Source organism: Dehalobacter restrictus DSM 9455 (assembly GCF_000512895.1).
In the GTDB taxonomy this organism is placed as follows: Bacteria; Bacillota; Desulfitobacteriia; order Desulfitobacteriales; family Syntrophobotulaceae; genus Dehalobacter; species Dehalobacter restrictus.
Window position 1 is genome coordinate 2116075 of sequence record NZ_CP007033.1, and the last position, 24050, is coordinate 2140124.

Annotated in this window: 25 protein-coding genes; 6 read left to right on the plus strand and 19 right to left on the minus strand. The window is 46.2% G+C overall.

Translation table 11 applies throughout. The annotated features are described in order from the left end of the window. Positions 1–101: 101 nt before the first annotated feature. From DEHRE_RS10140 to DEHRE_RS10215, 16 genes are all read right to left on the minus strand, one after another. Complete coding sequence (locus tag DEHRE_RS10140) at positions 102–962, minus strand: DnaJ-like cysteine-rich domain-containing protein (RefSeq protein ID WP_144284049.1); 861 nt, start codon at positions 960–962, stop codon at positions 102–104. 54 nt (positions 963–1016) lie between these two features. Next, a complete protein-coding gene (locus DEHRE_RS10145; RefSeq protein ID WP_025205984.1) occupies positions 1017–2561 on the minus strand; it encodes a helix-turn-helix domain-containing protein in 1545 nt (514 codons plus the stop codon). Between the two features lie 78 nt (positions 2562–2639). Beyond that, a complete protein-coding gene (locus DEHRE_RS10150) occupies positions 2640–3539 on the minus strand; it encodes a hypothetical protein (protein WP_025205985.1) in 900 nt (299 codons plus the stop codon). Between the two features lie 162 nt (positions 3540–3701). Continuing rightward, positions 3702–4325: a hypothetical protein gene (locus tag DEHRE_RS10155; RefSeq protein ID WP_025205986.1), complete on the minus strand. Its 624-nt coding sequence runs from the start codon at positions 4323–4325 to the stop codon at positions 3702–3704. 149 nt (positions 4326–4474) lie between these two features. Beyond that, a complete protein-coding gene (locus DEHRE_RS14140) occupies positions 4475–5620 on the minus strand; it encodes a hypothetical protein (RefSeq protein WP_025205987.1) in 1146 nt (381 codons plus the stop codon). Next, entirely contained in the window at positions 5599–6282 is a 684-nt protein-coding gene (locus tag DEHRE_RS10165) for a hypothetical protein (RefSeq protein ID WP_025205988.1), read from the minus strand. The genes DEHRE_RS14140 and DEHRE_RS10165 overlap by 22 nt, the downstream gene beginning before the upstream one ends. Next, positions 6279–6839: a hypothetical protein gene (locus tag DEHRE_RS10170; protein ID WP_025205989.1), complete on the minus strand. Its 561-nt coding sequence runs from the start codon at positions 6837–6839 to the stop codon at positions 6279–6281. Before DEHRE_RS10170 ends, DEHRE_RS10165 begins: the two co-directional genes overlap by 4 nt. Before the next feature lie 164 nt (positions 6840–7003). Next, complete coding sequence (locus tag DEHRE_RS10175; RefSeq protein WP_025205990.1) at positions 7004–7942, minus strand: hypothetical protein; 939 nt, start codon at positions 7940–7942, stop codon at positions 7004–7006. Between the two features lie 40 nt (positions 7943–7982). Then, a complete protein-coding gene (locus tag DEHRE_RS10180) occupies positions 7983–10169 on the minus strand; it encodes a radical SAM/SPASM domain-containing protein (RefSeq protein ID WP_025205991.1) in 2187 nt (728 codons plus the stop codon). After that, the gene (locus tag DEHRE_RS10185) at positions 10169–11473 is read right to left on the minus strand and encodes a hypothetical protein (protein ID WP_144284050.1); all 1305 of its coding nucleotides are present in this window, start codon (positions 11471–11473) and stop codon (positions 10169–10171) included. Before DEHRE_RS10185 ends, DEHRE_RS10180 begins: the two co-directional genes overlap by 1 nt. A gap of 16 nt (positions 11474–11489) precedes the next feature. Then, positions 11490–11924: a hypothetical protein gene (locus DEHRE_RS10190; RefSeq protein ID WP_025205993.1), complete on the minus strand. Its 435-nt coding sequence runs from the start codon at positions 11922–11924 to the stop codon at positions 11490–11492. 37 nt (positions 11925–11961) lie between these two features. Next, complete coding sequence (locus DEHRE_RS10195; protein ID WP_025205994.1) at positions 11962–12192, minus strand: hypothetical protein; 231 nt, start codon at positions 12190–12192, stop codon at positions 11962–11964. 82 nt (positions 12193–12274) lie between these two features. Further along, positions 12275–12628, minus strand: a complete 354-nt coding sequence (locus DEHRE_RS10200; RefSeq protein ID WP_025205995.1) for a hypothetical protein — start codon at positions 12626–12628, stop codon at positions 12275–12277. Positions 12629–12787: 159 nt separating this feature from the next. Further along, complete coding sequence (locus DEHRE_RS14145; RefSeq protein ID WP_025205996.1) at positions 12788–14548, minus strand: protein kinase domain-containing protein; 1761 nt, start codon at positions 14546–14548, stop codon at positions 12788–12790. Then, complete coding sequence (locus tag DEHRE_RS14150; protein WP_025205997.1) at positions 14541–14999, minus strand: hypothetical protein; 459 nt, start codon at positions 14997–14999, stop codon at positions 14541–14543. The genes DEHRE_RS14145 and DEHRE_RS14150 overlap by 8 nt, the downstream gene beginning before the upstream one ends. A 411-nt stretch (positions 15000–15410) precedes the next feature. Beyond that, the gene (locus DEHRE_RS10215; RefSeq protein ID WP_025205998.1) at positions 15411–16154 is read right to left on the minus strand and encodes a formylglycine-generating enzyme family protein; all 744 of its coding nucleotides are present in this window, start codon (positions 16152–16154) and stop codon (positions 15411–15413) included. Between the two features lie 297 nt (positions 16155–16451). Here DEHRE_RS10215 and DEHRE_RS14840 point away from each other — a divergent pair, with 297 nt between their 5' ends. From DEHRE_RS14840 to DEHRE_RS14445, 4 genes are all read left to right on the plus strand, one after another. Next, positions 16452–16595, plus strand: a complete 144-nt coding sequence (locus DEHRE_RS14840) for a hypothetical protein (RefSeq protein WP_158407249.1) — start codon at positions 16452–16454, stop codon at positions 16593–16595. A gap of 54 nt (positions 16596–16649) precedes the next feature. Further along, the gene (istA, locus tag DEHRE_RS10220; RefSeq protein ID WP_025205999.1) at positions 16650–18197 is read left to right on the plus strand and encodes an IS21 family transposase; all 1548 of its coding nucleotides are present in this window, start codon (positions 16650–16652) and stop codon (positions 18195–18197) included. Between the two features lie 46 nt (positions 18198–18243). Continuing rightward, positions 18244–19653, plus strand: coding sequence for an IS1182 family transposase (locus DEHRE_RS10225; protein WP_019226930.1), 1410 nt, complete (start codon positions 18244–18246; stop codon positions 19651–19653). A gap of 100 nt (positions 19654–19753) precedes the next feature. Then, a complete protein-coding gene (locus tag DEHRE_RS14445; protein ID WP_084544193.1) occupies positions 19754–19900 on the plus strand; it encodes an IstB-like ATP-binding domain-containing protein in 147 nt (48 codons plus the stop codon). Between the two features lie 66 nt (positions 19901–19966). Here the strand turns inward: DEHRE_RS14445 and tnpC are convergent, their stop codons facing one another. The 3 genes from tnpC to tnpA all read right to left on the minus strand — a co-directional run bounded on the left by tnpC (position 19967) and on the right by tnpA (position 22309). Beyond that, the gene (gene tnpC / locus DEHRE_RS10230) at positions 19967–21508 is read right to left on the minus strand and encodes an IS66 family transposase (RefSeq protein WP_025206000.1); all 1542 of its coding nucleotides are present in this window, start codon (positions 21506–21508) and stop codon (positions 19967–19969) included. Positions 21509–21602: 94 nt separating this feature from the next. Further along, positions 21603–21959, minus strand: a complete 357-nt coding sequence (gene tnpB, locus DEHRE_RS10235) for an IS66 family insertion sequence element accessory protein TnpB (protein WP_025206001.1) — start codon at positions 21957–21959, stop codon at positions 21603–21605. Next, positions 21953–22309, minus strand: a complete 357-nt coding sequence (tnpA, locus tag DEHRE_RS10240; RefSeq protein WP_025206002.1) for an IS66 family insertion sequence element accessory protein TnpA — start codon at positions 22307–22309, stop codon at positions 21953–21955. Before tnpA ends, tnpB begins: the two co-directional genes overlap by 7 nt. 133 nt (positions 22310–22442) lie before the next feature. On the opposite strand from tnpA, the gene istB reads away from it, so the two are divergent. Then, the gene (gene istB, locus DEHRE_RS10245; protein ID WP_144284051.1) at positions 22443–23057 is read left to right on the plus strand and encodes an IS21-like element helper ATPase IstB; all 615 of its coding nucleotides are present in this window, start codon (positions 22443–22445) and stop codon (positions 23055–23057) included. A 414-nt stretch (positions 23058–23471) separates the two neighbouring features. After that, positions 23472–23762: a hypothetical protein gene (locus DEHRE_RS14690; RefSeq protein ID WP_144284052.1), complete on the plus strand. Its 291-nt coding sequence runs from the start codon at positions 23472–23474 to the stop codon at positions 23760–23762. Positions 23763–24050 lie beyond the last annotated feature (288 nt).

Consider the following 24050-nt stretch of genomic DNA (forward strand, 5'->3'; position numbering starts at 1 on the left):
GAAGAATGCCTTTAGCTTCTTAACTCAGTCTTTCATTGTCATAGGGATTTTTCTTTCAGTCTGGCGTTCTGCACAATCAAATCAAATGCAATGTATCTGTATTATCTCTTGCCCGATCCACCGCAGGAAGGACAGATCACTTGCCCGCTGCCACCGCATCTTGAGCAAAACACAGTTCTTTGCGTCTGCTTATATTGTTTTGAAACGGGGTCATATGCCTGCTGATATTCAATTTTACTTCCTGTGCCGCTGCAATAGGTGCATATACTTCGCCCCGATCCGTTGCAAGTACCGCAGTTTGAGCTGCCGGTCGAGCCTCCCGAACTCCCCTGGCCGTTGCCGGCGGAAACAACGCCCGAAGTTCCGGCGCTTGGAACGCTTAGCCCTGCCGTACCGGAGGCAGCAAGGTCAATCGTTGTGTTTGTGTCTAAGGTGGCGGCACTGCGGTCACTGGAAAAATCAACAATGCCATTGTCGAATATAGACAGAAACAAGAAGCTCGGTACATAAAGACAACCGTCGATACAAACAGCAGTCTCCGTTCCTACTGCCTTAATGCTTTTTCGTCCATAGGTCATTTCCGCAACGCCAGCCGTTACCTTGAGTACGCTGCCATTAATCTTGGTGGTCAGTGCGCTTTTATCTTCGCTGCAAAAGCACGCTATCTCTATATGGGCCAGCACATCTTCTAATGGGTAATACCCACATTTAGGACTGTCCGGATAGGTAAACGGCAAATTATCCGTTGACACCTCGTTGCCGTTTATCACTAAACGGTAGCGCGTTCTGCTCTCGTCATCCTCAAAGGGAAACGTTTGCTCCTGCTCGTTTTCCAGCGCTGCATTTTCTCCAGTAGTTGTTTGCTCAGGTGATGACTCAACGGGGTTTTGGTTTTGATTACAAGCGCTTAGTGTGACACAAAGCATTGCAGCCAAGATTAACGCCAAAAATCTACGTTTCATATTCATCACACCTTTCTAATTTTTTTGTTTTCCTTGTTCTCCTTGACATCAAATTTACCCTCCTTTGGACAAGTTACTCTCCTTCAAGCGTATTAACACATCCTGCAGAATAGCCGTTACTCCGCTCCGGTTGCCGATGAATCCTTCGCCCTGCGCCCACAGAGAATCAAAGTGAGCTTGAAACTCCCGCACAAGCAAAAGTTGGTCAGAGTGGATCATCACCGGCTCTGGCCCGCTCCAATGATTTATCGCCACATGATGATTTTGCTTAAGCTGCCAGCAGTTGTTGGCATGAAGCAGGGTAATGTCATCGAGAATCAATAAATTGAAATTCGGAACGCAATTGAGGTAGTGGACATAGCCGCTTAAAATAGCGGCACAGCCCTCGGCGTCCAAGATTACAAAGCCCTTGTTCATAAAATACAGTCCCGGCATCCGACAAAAGCCGTCCTGCGCAATTTTGTTCAGTCTTGCCAGGGAAAGTATCTCACGGAACACCGCACCACCTTTCAGCGTTTCGTCCATACCGGACTTGAAGCGGATAAACTCCGCACTACGCCACGAAAGTTCTTCCTCGTTGTGCCCCTGGGTTCCCAAAAAGCGATCGTAGGCATACGGGGTCATATACATAGGGTTAATATTATCTTTGACCACATCAAGAGCGCCGGGGGTGGCAAACTCCGAATAGATGATTTCCAGGATGTTGCGGGAATAATCGTCGCCGTAAATATTCAGCACCGGTTGGGCGTAGCGAATCGTCTGCTCAAAGCTCTTTTGCGTTTCCTGGACAAAAGCCGCGTCACTAATGATCATTGCCACGGACGGAGCTGCATTTTTCGGTGTTTCGGTAATCAGCACCGCGTATTTTTCGGGAATGATAAGGTGCATCTGATTGGTGACGGTCTGCGTCAGGCCATGCACCACCGACAGCCGGATATGCCCCGAAACCAGCGATTGCATATAGGTGTCGATCAGACGGGACATCGCCTGCGTATTGCCCGAAATGCAGACTAACAGCCGGATGCGCAGTTTGCTCTTGGCAATCATGTGCAGGAGCAGTCGGGACACGTCTTCGCTGACCACAGTGGCGATCTCGTCATTAGAGAGAAAAATATCCACACCGCTTTCATCAGCCAGCTCCGCTAAAAGCGGCTCCAGACCAAGGGCAATATCCAAATACCCGATTTTGACCAAACTTTCGGAATCATTGACGGAGAATGTCCGCGTTTTTTTCAGTATGCTTTCTTTGGTGACCAAAGCAGACGGTGAGCTTCCAAGATTGCGGCGGAGAGCTTCGCCGTCGCTTGCCAACCACATGATCAGGTTTTGCTTGGTACGATACACGGTGGAAATATCGGTGGGAAGCCCGTCTTTTTCAAACTGTGCTTTTAGCCATTCGATGTCATAGACGCGCTGGCTGCGTGCCAGTATGTATTCGGCAAGCGCATCCATTGGTACGCTTGACGCCTTAAGCAGGCGCTGCCCGTTCAGCCACCGGCTGACTAGAGAGGGGTCAACCATGAGCGCCTTGGCCAGTTCATTATTGGAAATGCCGAAATAGTCCATCATTAATTTTAGTTTTTCGGTAGGTTGCATCATGGCTTCCCTCTTTCCTCAGCAAATGCCGTTGGCTACAGTCTTTTTTCTGCTTATCGGTTATTTTTTAGCGAGTATTGGTTAGCGATGATCATTTAGCGTTCCTGTTCCTGTAATCTTGGCAATGTCCCCACCAAAATAAGCATACAAGTCGATTGTCCCGTTATTTATCAGGGAACCGGTTTCGTTATATAAACTCCCGCCATCCTTGACGGAGATAAAGCCGTTGTTTGTCAGGGTGCCAAGATTTTTAAACTCCGAGCCTCTTTCAATAAGCAGTTGTCCACCATTATCCACGATATAATTACCGTTATTGTCGGCACTGCACATACCGGAACTGGCCGTTCCGCTGCTTCTTACTGTCACCGAGCCGTTGTTGATGAAACTGCAGATACCGCGATTAAAGGTACCCTTTACGATGATTGCCCCATCATTTGTAATAGAGCCTCCCACCGGAATGAATTCGTCGCTGATGGTGAGTGTAGTTCCTTTTTTGATATATATTGCCAGGTCATCTTCGCGTTCGTATTCGAGCTTGCTCGTAATTTCCATATCAGAGCCGACATTGATCACCGTAATCTTTGTATCTGCCACCGCAGTCTGAAGTTCGGCAAAGCTGGACACAATGATCTCACCGGAATCCTGTGAGACAGGTTCCGGTGACTTCGTGGGTTCCGGCGTTGTTGCTTTAGGCGTTGCGGCCTTCGGCGTTGTAGCTTTTGGCGTTACAGCTTTCTGAGGTGTCACGGTTTCGATTGGTTTTGTGGCTTTAGAATCACCTGAAACAGGTTCCTGAGTCTTGTTCGTTTCCGACGTTACGACTTTCTCGACCGTTCCTTCGGCTTTTTGCGGATTTTCGGTTTCCGTTGAAGCAGGATTCTCCGTAGCAGCGGGATTTTCCGTATTGGATGCCTTCCCGCAGCCGGTGAACAATATGGTCATTAGGCAAACCAATACTAAGATTAAAATTGTCTTTTTCATGATCATTCCTCCAAAATTTTATTTATTTTTGTCAACCTGTCATTGACAAATCCATCATATCAAGCGATAAACGGGAAAAGGTGTGCTGGCTGCACACCTTTTCCCGTTTATTTTTGAAAGACTTCTCCAGTTCGTCAAAACCGTCCAAAGACGTAAGAGCAACTACGTGATTTCCGAGAGTTTACCAATGATATATTTTGTTTTCAAGGTTTCATTTTCATTTCTACGGCATTCTTTTTGCTTACAGAGTGCCAAAATAAACACAAAGCCTGTCAGTCCGAAAAGTGCCAGCAAAATACTGATCAGGTACAGACTGCTTTCATGGAAAATGCGAACCACGCTAACCGAAAGAACAATATAGAATACGACCATAGCGGAAATCAGTCCCACGCCCCACGGGAGAATGTTCATGAGCCCCATAATATAAGCTGTGACCAAGAGTCCTGCTGATAATACGGCAACAATCCAATGTTTCAGGTAGGAGGCCGTAGGGATTTCACCGACACAGCCATCACAAAGGGCGGCTCTGACACTGCCTTTTTTCCTGAAATGCGTCCTGTCTGCCAAGGTGGAATGTTCATATACCTTATGCGTTTGCAGACCATACTTCTCAATTACGCGGCTGTCCGGAGAATATACAATCTCGCGGCGGGTATAGATATCATATTTGTCTATATCGTCACACCAGCATTCCTTTTCTTCACCACACTTTCCGCAGCGTGTGAATTCCCGATGCAGTGTTTTCTTCTTGAGCATATCACTTTCCATTTGTTTCGTTTGTTTCATGTTTTACCTCCGTTCATTTGCACCATACGCATAATCCTGCCTACAGCCAGTCCAGCCATAGCTGTTTTGACATAGTTCAGCGCCCAATGCTTGATTGTATTCTCTGCTCAAGAATTGCGGTGTTCCTATTTCAAATAATATTGACATATTTATGTATGAGGTTGTATCAAAGTAAGGTAACGATCACCATGATCGTCTTCATCGCCGTGGTCGACATGCATTAAATACGTCCTGTGCTGTTGTGCCTGGGCCTGCTCTCTATATTCGTCAGGGAGATAAGGGCTTTTATACAGTTCATGGAGTAACGACATGGCCAGGATGTTTTCTTCGGTCACCTTCTCCCGGCAGGTATCCTGTGCTACAACGAAAGATTCCAGCAGTTCGATAAACTCTACGTTAATTAAGGGGGCAAGCTGATCCACGCCGAGAGGATCTCCGTAATACACCGCACTTCCGCTGTGATTACTGATGATTTTACTGATCTCATAATATGGCGCATTGAACTTCCGGGGGCGCAGTTCGTCCAATTCCGATAGCGCCTCTCCACGAACCGCAGCGTTGGTTGACAACGCCTGCCTGATGCATTCCCGGATGCGGACGGAACAATCCTGTCGCGTACTTTTCTTTTTCTCAAAAAAATCGTCGTTTTCCTCCAGGTCAATCTCAGCTTGAGAGTGGGCGTCATAATCGTGCCTTTCGGCGAGTTCCTTTTGGTAGCACATGATCTCCCGCGAAGCATAATCAAAAGAACGATCATCCGCACTTATCTGGCGCAGCACGTCAATATTGCCAACTCTTCGCAAAAGGTCGGCCTTGAGAAGCAAAACCTTGCGGCGTTTTCTTTTGGTATAGCATTTGGGCAGCAGCTGATCCACTAAAGCTAAGCACCTGACGCGCAGCCTGGCGGCATTTTCTATGTCTTCCTCATCATCGCATACCCAGGCCGCGCACAAATAATTGCGGATACTGCCGGCGAGGTCTTTTCTTCGCTCTAAATACAGCGCGTATTTTTCAAAGGTAAGTGCGAGCTCCGGCAAAGTATCCGACCCTTTAGTCTCCGCATAGAGCTGCCTGAGTACCGTTTCCTTCAGGCGGGGCTTTTTCCGGATGTCAGCCGCCACATAGCCGCAATGGGGACATTCCTGGACCCAGACTTTCATCGTAGAGCGCAGCATCTCCGCGGGACGAAAATCCAGATCCGGCTCTCCGAACACGCTGTAGGAGCCAAGCTCTGTCTGCACACTCGCTTTCCCGCAGACGGCACAGACTACTTTTATTTCCATAAATGTGGACATGGCGGCACCTCCATTTTGGACAATAGCTTGGGATGTTCCTCAATACTGTGGGCTGCTTCGTCTGCCAGCAGCGCAAGCTCTTTTTCAAAAATCAGCTGCCAGCGGTCGCGCTCATCCAAGGCATCATCTTTCTCATTCATCTCTAGTACTGCTGCAAACCTGCCCATACGCCGTAACAGGTCGGCTTTCAACAACACATACCGGCATCTTTGGCTTTTTAGCACAGAGCTGGCCAGATCATGCGCAAAATCGAGGGCAAAACGTCGCATGGTACGCGCGCGGGTGGCCTTCTTCATATCGTCATAGACCCAGGCGGCATAGAGAAAATGATCGCAGGCATCGGGCGAATTCCCTTCATGCGAAAGGTAGCAGGCATATTTGGCAAAACGTGCCGCCAAGGGAGCATCGGTCAGCTCGTCAAACGGTTGATAACACTGTTTAAGTTTAGCCGCAGTCTTATTTGCCGGCAAAGTGATGTTCCTTTCGATATATCCGCAGTTTGGGCATTCTTGAAGCCAATACTGCATCGTATAGCGCAAGGACGGCGCCGGTCTGCCGTCCAAATCCGTCCCGCCATCGGTACTAGACGAGCCGAGTCCGGTTTGCCGGCTTTTTTCGCCGCAGACAGCGCAAGTAACTTCATACTCTGCTAGGGTACTCATTGTTGGCGCTCCTTTTCGTTTAAAGCAATAAATTCCAGCGCGGCTTGGTCGGTCAGCTTGTTCACTGTGTCTTGATGAACGTCGGAAATTTCCACCGCATAGGCGTGGCGAAAGCCGTCGCACTGCTTGGCTTGCTCTAAATATCGTTCTTCGCCCGTTCGATAGAAAAGGTGAAGCCAGATATACTGCGCCTCCCAAAGCTCCGGACAGTCCTTAAAATTGGGGGTGTAGGGGTGGATGGCGATATCCAGGAGCAGTCTTGCCAACAGCTCATAGCTTTCGGCGGAGTCCTTATTCTGTACGGCCTGTCTGGCCATACCCAGTGCCACGTCATACTTTTCAGCAGCATCAGCAAACAGGTCTCGGGCAGCATTACTTCTCGCCATCTCATTACATTCGCAGAACTCGAAGTGTTCACAGCCGTGACAATCCACGGAACCATATTCAAAGCCGCAGGATAATGATCCTTCCCTTGGTGCTTCTTCCAGCTCCCGTGCCCTTTTTTCACTGCCTTCGGCCTCCGCAATCAATTCTTTCAACGAACTATCAGGCATCATGGGGGTGCCTCCGTTTCTTGGTGTGGAAAAGATTTGTCAGATTCTTCGTTAAGAAATATATAGTCATGGCGTTTTCCGCAGCGCTTACAGACACAACTATCCCATTGATGACCAAACAAACATTTTAACGACATACCAACACCTCTTTCTCCCGGACGTGTGTTTTATTCATCAGCAGCTTCAAACCCAAGCGGCACATAGTATTCCGCTGCGACGTTTTTATCGGTGTGCGAATCATCCTCGTACGCAACCTGATAGGAAGACCACTCGAAATAACAAGCTCCGTATGACGTTTCATCGATGTGCCGGGCTTCTGTTTTGGCATTATGTTTTTTGATGTAGGCGCGCCACGCGCCGCTGCAGTACATCGCCTGAATATAGTGTGCTGCCTGGAGATTTTGCTTTTCTTTGACCAGATAGAACAGCATTTCAATAATATGGTTGTATTCGCCCTCCCACTGCTGCTTTTGGTTTTGATAATCATCTTCCGCCTGATTGACGATTGCTCTGAAGGTGTCGTCCCTATAAAAATCCCACAACAAGCCGGAGATTTTCGATAGTTCTCCCCAATACCGCAGATCCATTAGCGCGTCAATTGTCTCTCGGCTGCAATACGTTTTCCATCTGTCAGGCTCGATTGTTTTAAGCATTTGCAGGACGGCCGGCATATTCTTTTCATTGGAGTTCCTGGCCTTTTTAGTAAGCACCGCCCGTAAACCAGCAGGATCCACAGTATCACGCAGCTTACTGAACGCTGTTGCTGAAAAATGGATGTTCGCGTTTAAGGCAATATTGAAGAGTAACTCTGGTTTTGTGATGCGGGGCAGCAGACTGCTGTCCCCATTGACAAGGGCTAACTTTGCCAGCAGGCTTTCGTCGGTTATCTTGGTGATAGCTTTATGACGTTCTTCATGTAAACGCGTATGCAGCGCCACCTCCATTAACTTGCTTTCGTCGGAAAGCCTTTCGATGGCCGCCAAGCGGGCACTGCCATACGCTTCCAGTGCCGCCTGCTGCAAAAGTTCCTGATCATCCATTTTACCGATGGCGGCAATCGCTTTTTTCTCGTTTTTGCTTCTCCATGCAGGTCCGAAGAAATTCATACTCCCACCCACCTCTCATCACCTTACATTGCAACCTCTTTTACAGTCTTTCTGCCAGCTGCAGAAGCATCGCTTTTCTTGCCGAGCAGTCAAATTCGCCGCTGTCGGGGTTTTTCTTATCCTTGACCCACGCTTTGCACATCCCACCGCAGAGGTAACGCACCCGGCATCCTTGGCACTTTTCATTGGTATCCACATGGTGGCGGGAGAGATCTTTAAACGCTTCATTTTGTAAAATGCTCTCCAGTCCGTCCCGGATGTTCCCCAGCCGCTTATCCGTACCGCACCAGGCATAGCATGGATAGGCGCCGCCATCCGGCTCAATATAAAGATTTTGCCCCAGCCCGCAGGTATACCGGGCGGCGAAGGCACTGGTAATATCGCTCTCTTCCCCACAGAGAAAATCCTCTTCGCTTGGCGTATTTAGCGTATTTGATGTACTCGGTGATCTTAGTGTGCTCTCCGATCGGCCCAAGGGCAAAACCGGACGCAGGCGGACTTTTTCTATCCCCAGCTGCCTGGCCAGCGCATAAACGGCCGCTCCTTCCGGGCCGTCCCGCTGACTCTTCGCCAGGGTGGCGCAGAGCCCGACTTTTTTGATGCAGCCCAGTTCTTTAAGGAGCTGCAGATTCGAAACGGCTTTTTCGTAGGAACCTTGGCCGCGCCTGGCGTCGTGAGAAGTCTTATCGCCGTCAATGCTGACAATGATCTCCGAAAACACCTCGCCCAGAACCGCCAGGCGATCCTTCCCGATATCAAGGCCAAGAGAAGTGCGCAGGCTGAGGCGCATTCCTTTAAGATTAATATCGCGGAGCCAGGCCAGCACGTTATCGATATCACTGTGAATCAGCGGTTCGCCGCCGGTAATGACGACAGCGTGGAAGCCGTTTTGCCGGGCAGCCTGTACGGCAGACCAAATATCCTGAGCCCTCATCTCCGGCATTTCCCGTTCGCCGCCGCGGGCGTAACAATGGTCACAGCGCAGCGGGCAAGCGAAGGTAATATGTAAATACAGCTTATTCAGGCGGTCTTGCCGGATATAATCGGGCGCCCACTTTTGACCCCATTTCAGTGCCCATTTGCGTTTATAGCGGTTTACCTCCTGGTCGAACGGATGCGGAAGATCGCCTGCCATAGCAAGCATTGGCGCCTCCTTTTCTGAAAGCCGCTTGGTCATGACACCGCCCATCTCCAGAGCCATCCCCTGTGAGATAGTATCATAGACCGCTTGATAGGCCCCGCAGTATGGATCTTTTTCGCTGCCCTTCGCCAGCATATTGTAAAGGCAGCCGCCATGGCAATACGCCGTATGCGGACAAGTGCCGCAGGTGGTCTCGGCATTTTGTTGCTTTTCAGCCAAACGCCGGAAAGCGGCGCTGTTTACGATATTGGTCTCTGACGGGAGCTCACGGACATTCCCAAGCGAATATTCCTCTTTCCCGCAAAACCGTTGGCAGGAATAGATCCCGCCGTCCGGGGCGATAGCGGCAAACTTGCCGAGGCAGTTAAAGAACGTGCACACGCTGCCTTTCCTGTCAAAGCAGCCCTTAACCATGGAATCGATTGTTCCGACCCTGTTGCCGGATGTCCTTTCCCTGTATACAGCTAAGGTATCAAGCAATACCTTGTCCATATCATCCACAGAAGCGCTCAGTTCGCTTGGGAGAGCGTTCATCGGCTGCACTGCGCCATGTATCGCGTAGGGGATATGTTCATACGCAAAAAATTCAAAAACTTCCTTGGCTCTGTCAGCAAAGGCGGGCGTGAAAGTGCAGATGCAGTGGGTATTGATGCCGTTTTCACGCAAACGCCGAATCCCCGCCATCGTTTTTTGAAAATATTCCCTGCCGCGCTGGACATCGCACATCTCTTCGAATCCGTCCAGGCTTGTGCCGATACGGATATCGTATTTCCGGATCAGAGCGATCATCTCGTCGGTGAGCGCCCAAAGATTGCTCTGCAGGGAGAGCCGCAGTCTTAAACCAAACCGCTCGCGCAGCATCGGCAAAATGTACTCGTAATAGCCTTTTTCTGCCAACAGCGGTTCACCGCCGTGAAACGTAAGATTTATGCTGCCATCTTTGGGAGCAATGTTATCTATAAAGTCTATGGCCTCTCTGACGCACAGCATCGTTTCGCCCCGGTTTGGCCCGAAGCAATAACGGCAGGATGCCTGACATTCCATCGTTGGCAGGAGCATGAAGTTTCGCGGTCTGAATTCAAACATCACAATCCCCTTCTTTCAAATCGGCGATCGAAAAGCCATACTTCCGGCAAATCCACATGCAGCCCGGGGTCATTTTTATCGCTTTTCATTCGCGGCCGAAACGGCTCTGTTTCATACTTCTTTAAGACATCATGAAATAATCCCGCCTGATAGATTTCCCGCAGAATAGCCATATCTCCCTTTGCTGGAAACAAATGGTCTTTATTTCTGGCGATTAGGGTTTCCACGAGTTCCATTGTCAAATACTCCTGCCAGTTTTCGCAGATTGTGCGAAGCCGGTCAAACGCCGTTTGGGGAAGAATATCTTTTTCCATCAGTGTAACAAGCGTTGCTGCATCACGCAGTTTTTGAATCGCCAGATAGTCGCCTCTGCCGCCGTTTAAAGCGACCTTTGCCAGACAAGCCTGATCGTACAGTCCCTCCATGGCGCTAAGTTCTATCAGAAAATCATTCGTTCGCATGACGATATCCGCTAGCAGCTCCTGCTCAGTAATCTCTTTAAGGGCGGCTTTCCTGATCCTCTCGTGTTGCGCGTTTAAGACCACATCGCAGATTCGTTTTTGATCTGTCATTCCTCCCAAGGCCAATAAACAGTCGTATTCAGTCGTCTCGCTCACCGCTATCTCTGCCAGGCGTGCATCATCCTGCAGCCGGAGCAGGGCGTATAATTGTTCATCGGAGTTGCCGTTTTGGGCATAGTGCCGGAATACGCTCTTATCCTTAATCCTATCGCGCAGGTGTTTGTACTGAAGAAGTCCGCTGTTCTCCATCACCGCATCACGCAGCTTTTCATCGTCCGTCAATTTTGCAGCGGCACTTTCCCTGTCTCCTGCCGCTTTGCCCGCTGCAATCCGATACAAAAGCTCCTGATCGGTCAGCCGTTTCATCGCCTCGATACGTACCGAGTGGAAATCGCTGCCGGTCAATTCAAAGAGCCTGTCTTGATCGGCGGTTTTCATCTCTTCCCAAATCTCGTCTTCTTCAATATAGCGTACGGTAAATTTGTTGGGCGGAAAGTCCTGATGATCCTGGACGTCGCCGAAGCTTACGTCTTCATGCTCCCAAAGCCCGCATCCTTCATAAGTACTGACCTTCTCCCGGAAACGCCTGGACCTGTATATCCGCAGCAGCGTGTCGCGTGCTTCTTTGCTGTAAAGGCCGGAAAACGCCAGCCTGGCCAGCTCATCAATACGCTCATCCGTAGGAAAATTGAAAGCCTGCTCAAAATATTCCGTGTCATATTTCTTCGCTTCTTCCGCAAAATGCGCCCGTCTGAGAAAGTCTGCGCTTCTGTCTGTCATCATGTTCCCCTCCCCATTACTATCTGTTATAAGGAGCTAGCCTAAAGTCGGTAGAATCACCATCCAAAATTTCTTTTTTCTCATTTTTATATATATGCTGGCAATATTTGCACTTTTGCTGATAATACTGTGTCGTCATCGGGACATAATAGTCGTTGCCGATATTATTGGAAAGAATCAATCTTTCTCCGGTCTCCGACCATGTTTTACTTTCAATTACCTGGCTTTGTCCGCAGAGCGGACATGAATCACCGTCAATAAGCTCTTTCCCACCGTTTAGTTTTATCACAGCTGCTTCACGCGCCTGTCGGCATTCACCTTTCATTGCCGCTTGAACAAGCGTTGCCTGGTCGGTCAGCTTTTCAACGGCTTTCAATGCTTTGTATTCATTCTTGCTCAGCCAGTCCTTATTTTCGTTTTTTCTCATCCATATCTGTTTAAATATTCCCATCATGTTTCCCCTTCCTCCTTCGTTTCAGGATATTCCATACTTATTTATCTGTCAGTATTTCATAGGATCTTGGCAGTCTCTCTTTGCTGTCGGAATCAATCCGCAGTAATGAAGCAGCGGGAATCACCACCTCTTCTTCCGCCTGTCTTTCCAGCACCAGCAGCTTCTGCCGCAGCTCCTCTGCTTCGGCTCCCCGGCTGTCGGCATAGTTTGCTAATGCTCCCAAAGCGATAACTATGATTACTGTCATCCCCAGCACAAGTCTTTTCATGCCTTCATCCTCTTTCAGGCCTTTATTTTTTCTTCGAGTAGTTATGGCTCTATTTATTGTCGCTTGACGTCATCTGTTTCGTTTAGTTTTCGCCAATCTCTTTGTCTGGGTTACACTTGCGGCAGCGCATATGGTACTGCTGCGTTTCTATCATGCCACCAACGCCGCAAAATTCACAGTCCAGCAGCTCATTCCCCCCGCAATGCGGACAAACCTCCTCTACCCACACGTAATAGCTCTCCCAGTCATGATTCTCAAAGCCGCATATGGTGCACCTGCACTCGGTTTCATCCCAGGCGTGGACGCATTCTTTTTGCCTGCGAAGCCGCTTTCTTTCCTTGGAAAAATCACCGATCTTCTCGACAAAAAGTGTTATTTGTGAAATTACCACAATCAGTACTAAAAATCCTGCTGTTCCGATCAAAACGTATTTCAAGATCTATCACCTCACATACGCCTCGTAATATTACGCTATGCTCTCCTATTTGCTCTCGTTCTTGACACATTGTCATTGACAAGTAAATCATAACAAACAAAAAAAATAAAAAGGTGTGCAACCTGCACACCTTTGATAAGTTTTTACGCTTAATCTGCTTTATTCATAGATGATCTCGAATAGTGCTTTTGGCGCAATGGCTTCCGCTGCCTTTTTCATGGAAGTATCCACTACTACCTGCTGTAAACCAGGAAGCGACAAGAGCGGCGAAAGGTCACGGACCCTCGTTCCGGAGACGTTCAAATAGACCAGACTCTCATGAGCTTCAATACCGGTGAGGTCAGTCAGCTTCGTCTCATTGAGATATAGTTCCTCTAATCCTTCCACTCCGGCCAGAAAAGTCAGCGAATCAAAGTCCGTTTTCATAATTTTGAGTGTCCTTATCGTTTTTCCCTTCAGATACTTATACGAATCCGTATCATTGGAAATATCCAGAAAGTCAAATTTTGTACGTCCGGCCAGTACCGCAGGATCGTAATGGTCTGCATCATTGAGGTCAAGCAGTTCCAAGCCTTTCAGGTTGATGACCGGGGAAATGTCGGCCACCATTGTTCCGTTTAAGCCAATTGATTTTAGCTTTTCAAGCCCCGCTAACGATGAGATATCCGAAACCGGATTATGTCTCAGTTCAATTCTTTCCAGTGACGCGAGCCCTGCAACCGGCGAAATATCACTGATATTTTGTGCCGAAAGGCAAAGTTCCCGCAGATTGGGAAGAAAGGCTAAATCAGAGAGCGATTCAATTGTCCCGTTGTTCTGATTCCAACCCTGCTGCAACCGCTCAAATTCCGTGACATCTGCGGTACTCTTATCCGCAAATATGTATAACTCGGTGACAGATTCAAGGTCGGCGGACGTCAGCGTGTCTCCAGCGCTTTTTCCAAGTTCAGTGCGGACAGCCTGTTCAATGAGAGGTTCGGCAAATTGTACAGAACCAGCAGTGGGTATTACTTTCGCGGGAGCATAGGCTTCATTTGATGCAAGAAATGACGGCTTGGTAATCCATCCCTGCCAGAAACCGATTCCGATAGTCAATACGAGCAGCCCCGCAATAAGACCTGCCGTTCTTCGCCATTTGCTTACGTTTTTATGTAAGAGCGCGCGTTTGAGCGTTTGGGCGTCACGGTAACGATACTCCGGAGAAAAGGCCGTACATTTCTTGATAACCGCCCCCAGCCAACGGTTCTTAATGCTTACCTCGCCGGGCTTTGTTTCTCCGGTCAACATCCAGCACAAAACCACGCCCAAAGAAAAAATATCGGCACGGCAATCCGTTTGGGCAAAGCCGTACTGCTCCGGCGGAGCAAACTCCATTGTGCCAAAAAACACGGTGTCCCTGCTTGCAGTTTCATCATAAACACGGGAAATGCCGAAATCGATGAGCTTGATTTTACCATGATCATCAACAACGATATTCTGCGGTTTGATATCCCTGTGGATAATGGGCGGTGTTTGACCGTGCAGGTAGGAAAGAATATCGCAAAGCTGTGTCCCTATGGAGATAATCTGTGGTTCGGAAAGCGTGTTGCTTTTTAAATACTCGTTCAAAGGAACGCCTTCGGCATAGTCGCGTACGACACAAAGCATCGCCTCGTTTTGATACTCTCCCACAAATGCCGGAAGTCCATCATGACGGAGCGCCCTTAACAAATCGCTTTCATTTTTCCGGGAAAGAAGTGATTGATCCGTATAGCATTTTGCCACAAGGTAGACATCTGATTGACGATCTCTGACCAGCAATGTTTCACCCATTTGGTTATGCGCCAAGCACTCCATTTGTTCATACTTTTGCAGGAAGTCTTCGGGGAAGCGGCTGTCGTCAAAGCTTAGCAAAAAACCGTCAACAGCCGACTTATTCATCTTTTTTCTTTCTCCCTAGCAGTGTAATTCCGTGAACATGCAATGTTTCCTGGGTTTCCATATAAGTCATGTGATGTTCCAGACAATATATAATGGCGGCATCCCGGTCAATTTTGGGATACAGCGCATTACTCCGGGCAATGCGAAGCAATTTCTGGGTGTTTTCTGTGTCCATTTCAAAACCGATCGCCAGTTGAATTGCCTTTTCCCTCGACGGTTTTCTTGTGCCGTTAAAAAGCTGATGCCCGAAGGTGCGTTCAATACCGGCTTTGTTTATGATACGTTCTTTGACCTCGCCTCTTTCCGCACACAAAGCAGTTATATATTCATGAAAAGTAGGAACATCGACCGATTTTAAATCTTCTTTAATAAATTTCTCCAGATTTGTGGCTTTAAACAGTCTGCGAAGCAGGGTAATTGTTCCGACCTCTTTTTGTTCTTCATCAGCCATCAGTTGTTCCTCCTTTTCCGGAGCGCAACTCCCTCAATGCGCCCATCTCTGCAAAACTTTTGTACCCCGTGTTCACATATATTCCGTTATCTGCGACATTACGCACAGAAATATAACCTGTTAAAAAGACCTCAATCTGTTACGTCAAATACACTATCACAATTCCTATTATATACGGTTGTCAGTAAACTTTTTGCTGTTTTTTGAAAATTTGGGGATCTGGTTCATAAAGACATGAAATCTTGGATCATAGCTTTTTCATAATCACCTAAAAGATTCATTATTATTTTCGTTTTTTCGACATAAGTACACAATTTTCCACATGCCTTGAGTAGACAAAAAAGATGTCGGCTAAGCCTGGTTAGGCCTTGGCGGAAGGGCTTATTTCAGGAAAAAGGCGGTACAGTGCTATCAGATAGTTTTAGCCAAACGGAATCCCAAGTCATCAATGCAAAATGACGGATGACCACGGCGACGGCATGTAGCGCCGCATCCTCTAGCCGATTCGGCCCAACTCCCTCCACGAAAAATACGGTATGGACCATATGTTTTTTCATCATACAAATCCCAGCACCATTCCCATGAGTTTCCTAACATATCGTATAATCCCCATTTATTTGGCTCTTTTTTACCTACCTTGTGAATCCTGCTTTCCGAATTTTCACTGTACCAGGCAATATCCTGAATTTCCCCATACCTGTATCCAGTTGATCCCGCTTTACATGCATACTGCCACTCTGCATCTGTTGGCAATCTGTATCCAACGGCATTCCAATCACAAAATACATTACTGCCATTGTGGTCAAAAGTATAACACTCTGTCAATCCACGTTCCTTTGAAAGCAGGTTGCAAAATGAAATAGCATCGTACCAAGATACATTCACCATTGGAATAGAATTCAACTCTACGTTGACCAGTGCTTTTTGGGTTATTACTCCATATAGACTTTTTGTCACAGGATATTTGGCAAGAAAAAAAGGTTTTATATCGACTTTTCTTTCTGTTTCTGTCAAATTGCCTTTTAGCCCAGGTATGCTCATTTTGGAATCTGTACTAATCCATTTCTGTTCATCCCAATAATCCCTTAAATGCTCCATACCACCAGGAATAGGTACCATCAGGCAATCTAAATAATTCTTTATATTGCTATCCATCAATTAACTCCTATATTATGAATGTCATAAGCATACTTATGTTATTCTATCAAAATCTTACATCAATTCCAAACAGCAAACCATCAATATCTTCCGGTTTCGCAGTATCTTTCCTTCGTCTGTCCATTCTGGAGTCGGAACATCATCTTTTTTATACTCTCAAGGGTTATCAGAATCAACCTTAAGACAAATACGCCACAATCCTCTATTCATCAGCCTTTCAGTCGTTCAATCCTTGCAACCGATTCTGTATGCCTCGAGGATACAAAAAAGATGCCGTATTCCTCTGGTACCCCCTTGGCGGGTGCATATTTCGGACACATCCGGACACCGATTCCGGCAGTATCCGGACAGCGTAACGGGCACATCCGGACAGTAAAACGGAATTATCCGGACAGCATTTCGGCAGCATCCGGACACCTTGTCGAGTTAGTAAGCTAACTGGTACCCTTTCTTTAGAAGAAAGAAAGGGGCAACACGATGAGGAGGCTGGAAGTGCTGAAAGTCAAAGAAATCTTGAGATTAAAACATGAAGTCGGTCTATCCTTGAGAGAAATCGGAAAATCCTGCGATTGCGGTAAATCCACCGTATCGGAAGTGCTTGAAAGAGCGGAAGATGCCGGAGTCACATGGCCCGTAACACTAACGGACAAACAATTGCTGTCACTACTTTATCCGCCGATAACCAGTAAACATACAATGCCCGAACCGGATATGGAATATGTTTTCTATGAGATGAAGCGAAGAAGTGTCACCCTGATGCTTCTCTGGGAAGAATATAAACATAAGCATCCTGACGGTATCATGTACACGCAGTTTTGCGACCGGTACCGTAAATTCAAGAAGGCCAATCAGCTCACCATGCATATCGAACATAAAGCAGGCGAAGAAATGCAGGTCGACTGGGCCGGCCAAACCATGTCTTATGTGGATCCGGAAACCGGGGAAATCAAAACGGTTTACCTTTTTGTAGCGGTACTTCCGGCTAGTGCTTACCCCTTTGTCTATGCCTATGACGACATGAAGCTGCCGAATTGGATTGATGCTCATATCAGAGCGTATGAATACTATGGCGGTGTTCCGAAAGTGACGATCCCGGATAATACAAAGACTGCCGTCACCACACCTGACCGGTTCGATCCGGTGCTCAACAAGAGTTACAACGAAATGGGACGATTTTACCGCACAACAATCATCCCAGCCCGGGCAGCCAAGCCAAAAGACAAAGCAGCGGATGAGAATATGGTCGGCAATGTCTCCAGAAAGATCATCGCGGCTTTAAGAAACACACAGTTTTTCAGCCTGTATGAGCTCAACCAGGCGATCAAAGAAGAACTGGCCAAGTTCATCGTGCGACCTTTTCAAAAGATGGAAGGTAACCGGGTAAGTGCCTTTGAAAAGATCGACAAACCTTGTTTACAGTCACTGCCTGCCGGGAAATATGAATTTGCCGAGTGGAAAGAGACCAAAATCCAGTTCAATTACCATGTGGATTATGAGGGATTCTTCTACAGCGTCCCCTACACCTATGTTGGACAGAAATGTTCCATCCGGGCCACCTCCAAAACGATTGAAATTTATGTGAGCGGCGAAAGGATCGCCGTATTCCCAAGAAACCATAACCCTTACAAGCGGTATACGACACTGCCGGATCATATGCCGGAGGGACATAAAGCCGTCTCGGGCTGGAGTTCAGAGCGTTTTCTGTCCTGGGCCAAAACAATCGGTCCGAACACGCTGGAACTCATTAAACACGTCCTTGAAAGCCGGGAATATCCGGTACAAACCTACCGGGCTTGTATGGGTATCATGAGACTGAGTAAAAGCTATCCATCTGAGTCTATGGAAAGAGCCAGTGAAGAAGCACTTGCTAAAAGGACGTATACTTTCAAGTACTTCAACATCATCCTGAAACAGGTAACCGCAAAAGTTCTAAAGGCTGACGATTGCAAGATCGTTGCACATGCTAACGTCCGAGGAAGCCGTTCCTACGCGGGAGGTGGCATCCACAGGCTGTGTAAAAACGTAGAGAATAATGGATAAATATGGTATAATTAAGTAAGAAAACCGAATCATAAGGGGAATAATTATGCCATATAAAAACGGAATAAACCGCGAACAAATTACACTATTTCCGGAAAGCATAGATGATTATATAACAGAGGACAATGAGGTTCAGTTTATTGATGCATTTGTAGATAATATAGAAACAGAATTTAAGTATTCCAAAACAAGTGAAACGGGGCGCCCTCCATATAACCCAAAGGATCTGCTCAAACTATACCTGTATGGGTACATCAATGCCATAAGATCGAGTAGAAAGCTTGAAAAGGAATGTCATAGAAATCTAGAGGTAATGTGGCTTCTAAAGAGTCTAAGGCCGGATCACAAAACGATAGCAAACTTCAGGAAAGACAACAAAGAAGAAATTCCAAAAGTATTTAAAGAATTCACGCTGCTCTGTAAGAAACTATCAATGTTTGGGGGAGAAATAGTATCGGTAGATGGAAGTAAATTTAAAGCAGTAAACTCAAAAAAACAAAACGTTGTAAAAGAAAAAGCTGTTGCAAGGATAAAAGAAATTGAGAAGCAGATAAACGAATACCTGAAGGAAATTGAAGAAAATGATAAGAATGAAGAAGACACAAAAACGATAACGAAAGAAGAGCTGCAAGAGAGAATTGAGACAATTAAAAAACGCAAAGAAAAATATGAAACCCTAAAGGCTAAGATGGAAGAAACGGGAGAAACCCAAATATCAAGCACAGATCCAAACAGTAGACTAATGATGAACAACCGTAAAATGGAAGTCTGCTACAATATACAAACGATAGTAGATGAGAGAAACAAACTGATATTAGACTATAAAGTAACAAATGAAGTAAGCGACATAAATCAACTGTCTATCATGGCATTAAAAGCGCAGGACATACTGCAAACTGAAAACATAGATGTTTTAGCAGACAAAGGATATTACAAGTCAACTGAAATCAAAGCCTGTATAGATAATGGAATGGTTCCCTACGTATCCAAGCCAGAAGTAAGTGGCGGAAAAGGCTATAAGCTCGAGAAATTTGAGTACATAAAAGAAAAAGACATATACATATGTCCAGGGAAGCAAGAACTAACATACAGAAAACAAACAAATAAAAACGGTAAGATAATAAGGAGCTATTACACAAAAGGTTGTAAATATTGCAAAATCAGAAGTCAGTGCACAGAAAATAAGACCGGAAGAGAAATTCAGAGATGGGAACATGAAGAAATATTAGAAGAAATGCAAAAACGATTAAAGGAAAATGCAGAAAAGTATTTCTTGAGAAGATGTTTATCTGAACATCCATTTGGAACAATAAAACGGACAATGAATGCAGCATATTTGCTGATGAAAGGCTTTGAAAAAGTAGAAGTTGAAATCAGTTTGATAATGCTGTCTTATAATATTAAAAGAGTAATAAACATACTGGGAGTAAAGAAATTGATTGAAGTACTGGGGTAAAAGACCTTTGTATTTTTATATTTGTAGTACAACAAGAGCAATTATTGGTAAATCAATTTTATAACTGTAAATTAAGGATGAGTTTTTACACGGTCTGTCCATGCTTAACAATCCTACCGTGGAGAAACTGAAAAGTTTAAAGCTAAAAGTCATGGCCGAAATGGTCAGTGATCCGGATGTCCATTTAAGAGAGCTTTCCTTCGAAGACCGGCTGGGACTCATGGTAGAACGCGAGGTAAGCGCTTAACAACAGAGTGCCTTTAAATATCAATTCAAATAAGCTATAATGGCAATCCTCAACCGGAGCGGCGAATCATTTTTTACACTCTTCCTGTACTCGAGGCGACCAAGGCATCAGTTCTTCCAAAGCCTCCGGATTATTTCGATAATCTGTATCCGGCATGTACATGAGCAGATAGCTCAGGTATGTATAGACACTAAGCCCATTCGCCTTAGCGGTCTCCACAATACTGTACACAGCAGCGCTTGCGGAGGCACCCTTTGGGGTATCGGCAAATAGCCAGTTTTTTCTTCCTAGAGTAAAGGGACGGATGCTGTTTTCGGCCGCGTTATTGGAAATGGAACACCTTCCATCAAGTAGGTAGTTCTCCATATACTGTTTCTGGTTCTTTGCATAGGTCACTGCTTTGCCGAGGGCAGAGCTCTGCAGTATATGGAGGGAGTCCAGCCAGCACCAAAAGGCATCTAGAACCGGCCTTTCCAGCTCAAGACGCTTGGCATATTTTTCTTCCGATGTAAGTTCGGACAGCCCATCTTCGATTTTAAACAGCCGATTGCAATAATCCCGACCGATTTCCGCATTTGTTAGCGGAGAATCTTTCGCCCGGTTATCCGGGATGGCCTCTATGAACTTGCGGCGGAGGTGAGCCCAGCAGCCGCATCGAACAATTTCTGCCAGCTTATTGTATCCTGAGTATCCGTCGCTGTGCAGGAACCCGCTGAATCCCTTCAGATATTCGGCGGCATTTTCGCCGCTTCTTGTTGTCCTGTAGTCATACAGGATAATGGGCTCCTTCCCGTCTTCTCTAGTACGGTACAGCCACATGTAAGACTTGGACTGTGGCCTTCGGCCATTCTCCTTCAATACTTGGACCGGTGATTCATCACAATGGAGGACATCTCGCTTCAGGAGCTGTTCCCGAAGGTATCTGGTAACGGGATACAGGTAATCCTGTGAGCACCGGATGATCCAGTTGGCCATCGTCGCCCTTGAGAGGGAAAAACCAAGCTGCTCCCAGTCCTTTTCCTGGCGGTAGAGTGGCATGGCATTCACGTACTTCTGGTACATGACATTTGCTACCGTGCTGGGCGATGCCAGAGAATGATGCATGAGAGAAGATGGTGTCAGTGCTTTTTCTATATAAGGTGTATCCGTATGCTTGCATTTGAGACACTCATAGGACATTCGCACATACCGGATAATCTGCAATTTTGGTGGAATGTATTCCAGTTCCTCACGGACGGTCTCTTTACCAATCGGCTTGAGCGTGACTCCGCAGTTGCCGCAGTAAAGATCTTCCTCGGGAATCTCACATAAGATTTCTTTGACAGGAAGATCCTTAAGTAATACCTCCCGTTTCGTTTTAGCCTTTCGCCGCTTATAGCCGTTTACGTCCTTTACGACGGGTTCAGGGACATGAGGATCGGCTTCTAACTCTGCCTCATTGAACAGGCTAAGTTGGTCACTGATTTCCTCACGCGGCGTTTTTTCACTGGAACTGCCAAATTTCCCTTTGCGGAGAAGGAGCACCATCTCGGTAAGGTTACTTACCTGCTGTTCCAGGCTCTTTATTGTATTTTCCAGCTGCTCGATGTAGGTGTCCTTTGAAACCATAAAACGGCTTTTCTCCCAACGGTTTTTATGGTTTTATTATACCACAAAAATGGGCTAAAATCCAGTAAATACGGCACTTTCAGCCGTTTTAACCTCAGCAAAAAGCGCCTGGTTTCACCTTCTTTATGGCTCTTGGCTGATCTATCTCCAGACCTTCCATCAGCCACTTGAACTCCTGCCATGTAAGAGACCTCACCTGATCTGCAGACCTGGGCCATTTAAAGTTTCCGTTTTCGAGGCGCTTATAAAGAAGTACAAATCCGTCGCCTTCCCAGAGCAAGGCTTTGATACGATTCCGACGCTTGCCACAGAACAGATAGAGACTGGATGCGAAAGGATCAATGCCGAAGGTTTCCTGGACAAGGGCTGCTAGTCCGTCAATAGATTTACGCATATCCGTATAACCGCAAGCGATGTAGATCTCTTTTGCTGCTGTAATGTCTCCTAACATAGAGATTTTAAAGCTAGCAAAACGGCTTCAAGAGTTTTTTGGGATGTTCCTTCCTTGACTTCAACCGTTGCGGATGGAAGATGAATGATGACGGCAGCACCAGTTCTTAATGTATCCACATGAAGTTTTGCAAATTCGACGGGCTTCTTGTTTTCAGGCTGTGTAGTCGGAAGTTGATGTAAATATGCTTTCATGCGGATTTGTTTCAGCCAGTAGTAGTATGCCGATTCACTTATATTATTCTGTTGACACCAAGATTTTACGGTCATACCACTAGCCTGAAATTCCTTAATCAACCGCACCCACTGTTCCATACGGAACTGGATTTTAACTGGGGTTATTTCATCCATTGTGATCCCTCCACTATCGTATTTCAGAGTACTTGAAAAACTTGAAAAACTCTGAAAACTTTGAAGTCTATTATCACATGGATCACCTTTTTACATAAGGCACTCTGTTGTTAAGCGCTTACAACGCGAGTGGTTGTCAAAGAAAAATGCCCGGATCGGGAGGCTCTTGCGCCAGGCTACGCTTGGCATGGATGCTTGCATTGAGGATATCGACTACACCGTCGATCGTACTATTGACAAAAAGGTTATCCAAACCCTGGCGACGTGCGCTTTCATCGAACAAAAACTTAACGTTGTAATTTCCGGCAAAACGGGAAGCGGTAAATCGTACATCGCCTGCGCCTTAGGGAATAGTGCCTGTCGGCAGGGTTATCCTGCTAAATACTTCCGAATGCCTGAATTACTTTTAGAAATTCAGGAAGCCAAACAGGAAAACCGGTATAGCCGGTATATGTCAAGCCTTCAAAACATCAAGCTCCTGATCCTAGACGACATTGGTCTGAAAGCTTACTCGCTTGAAGAAAGCCGAGACATCCTGGAAATCGCTGAAAGCCGTTACAACAAAGGTTCTATGGTGCTATCCGGCCAGGTTTCTCATACACAGTGGTATGATCTGTTCCCGGATCCAACAATTGCTGATGCCATTATGGACCGTGTGATTCATAATGCGTACATCCTGCCTTTGGATTCCAAAATATCTATGAGAGAAGTGACTGCCAAAAAGATGATCAAGGATCTGTCGTTTTAGAAAACAGGTTGTGGATAGTGCCGCTTTGGGGACAACCCTGCGCTTACGCTCCAGGTTGACCACAAAGCTTGGACAGGCAGCATGGGGTATTCCTTAAAAGAGCCTGACCACACTCTCCACAACCACGACGGCGAAGGTTCTTGTTGACCATATCCATAATTTGGGGTATGCTTCAAGGCATTGGGGCTACTACAAATTACATGAACAACTAACCGACAAAGTGTCCGGATGTTCCCGGTTTACTGTCCGGATAATTCCGGAACGGTGTCCGGATGCCTCCGGAATGCCTGTCCGGATACGCCGAAATACGCAAATACCGAGAGGTTTTTAAAAGCCTCCATCGGCTGGATCAGATACAAGCCTCTCTTGCTTTATATTACGCAAAGAGCTAATTACGAGACAGAAATCGCAAAAATGAAAAAGAACTTAGAAAATGTCATCCCTAAAATTTGTGATTATTTTGAGAATGATGACTTTAAAGCTATATTGACTGAGCTGGAATTTTATCATACGCATGTGCAAGAGCATTATAATGATTTTGAAAATACGAAGTCGGCTTGGCTAAAAATAATAAAATTTCTCAAAAATACTGAAAAAGTATACACAGAAAAAAGTTGTCCTCAGAAAAAGGGGAGATATCCACAAGTCAAAGGAACGGATTTGCCTATCGGCGCATCGTTTATGACTGTAAAATGGCCCAATTGAATACGATATTTGCTATGATATGTATACTTCACTTATTCTTTCGACAAAAGACAACAAATTTCGACATGCCTTGAGGATACAATAATGATATCGTGAAGACCCATTGGTTCCTTGGTGGAAGTGTATTTTTAAGAAAAACAAAGATTATTCATCTCTTTTCTTCCAGCTTTATGGTGATATACAGCGCAAACTCTACTGAAATATATGATACAAATTTAAGAACAATATAAGAATGATCAAATATACTACCTGAAATAAATTAACTGGATTTTACTTAAACTCAATATC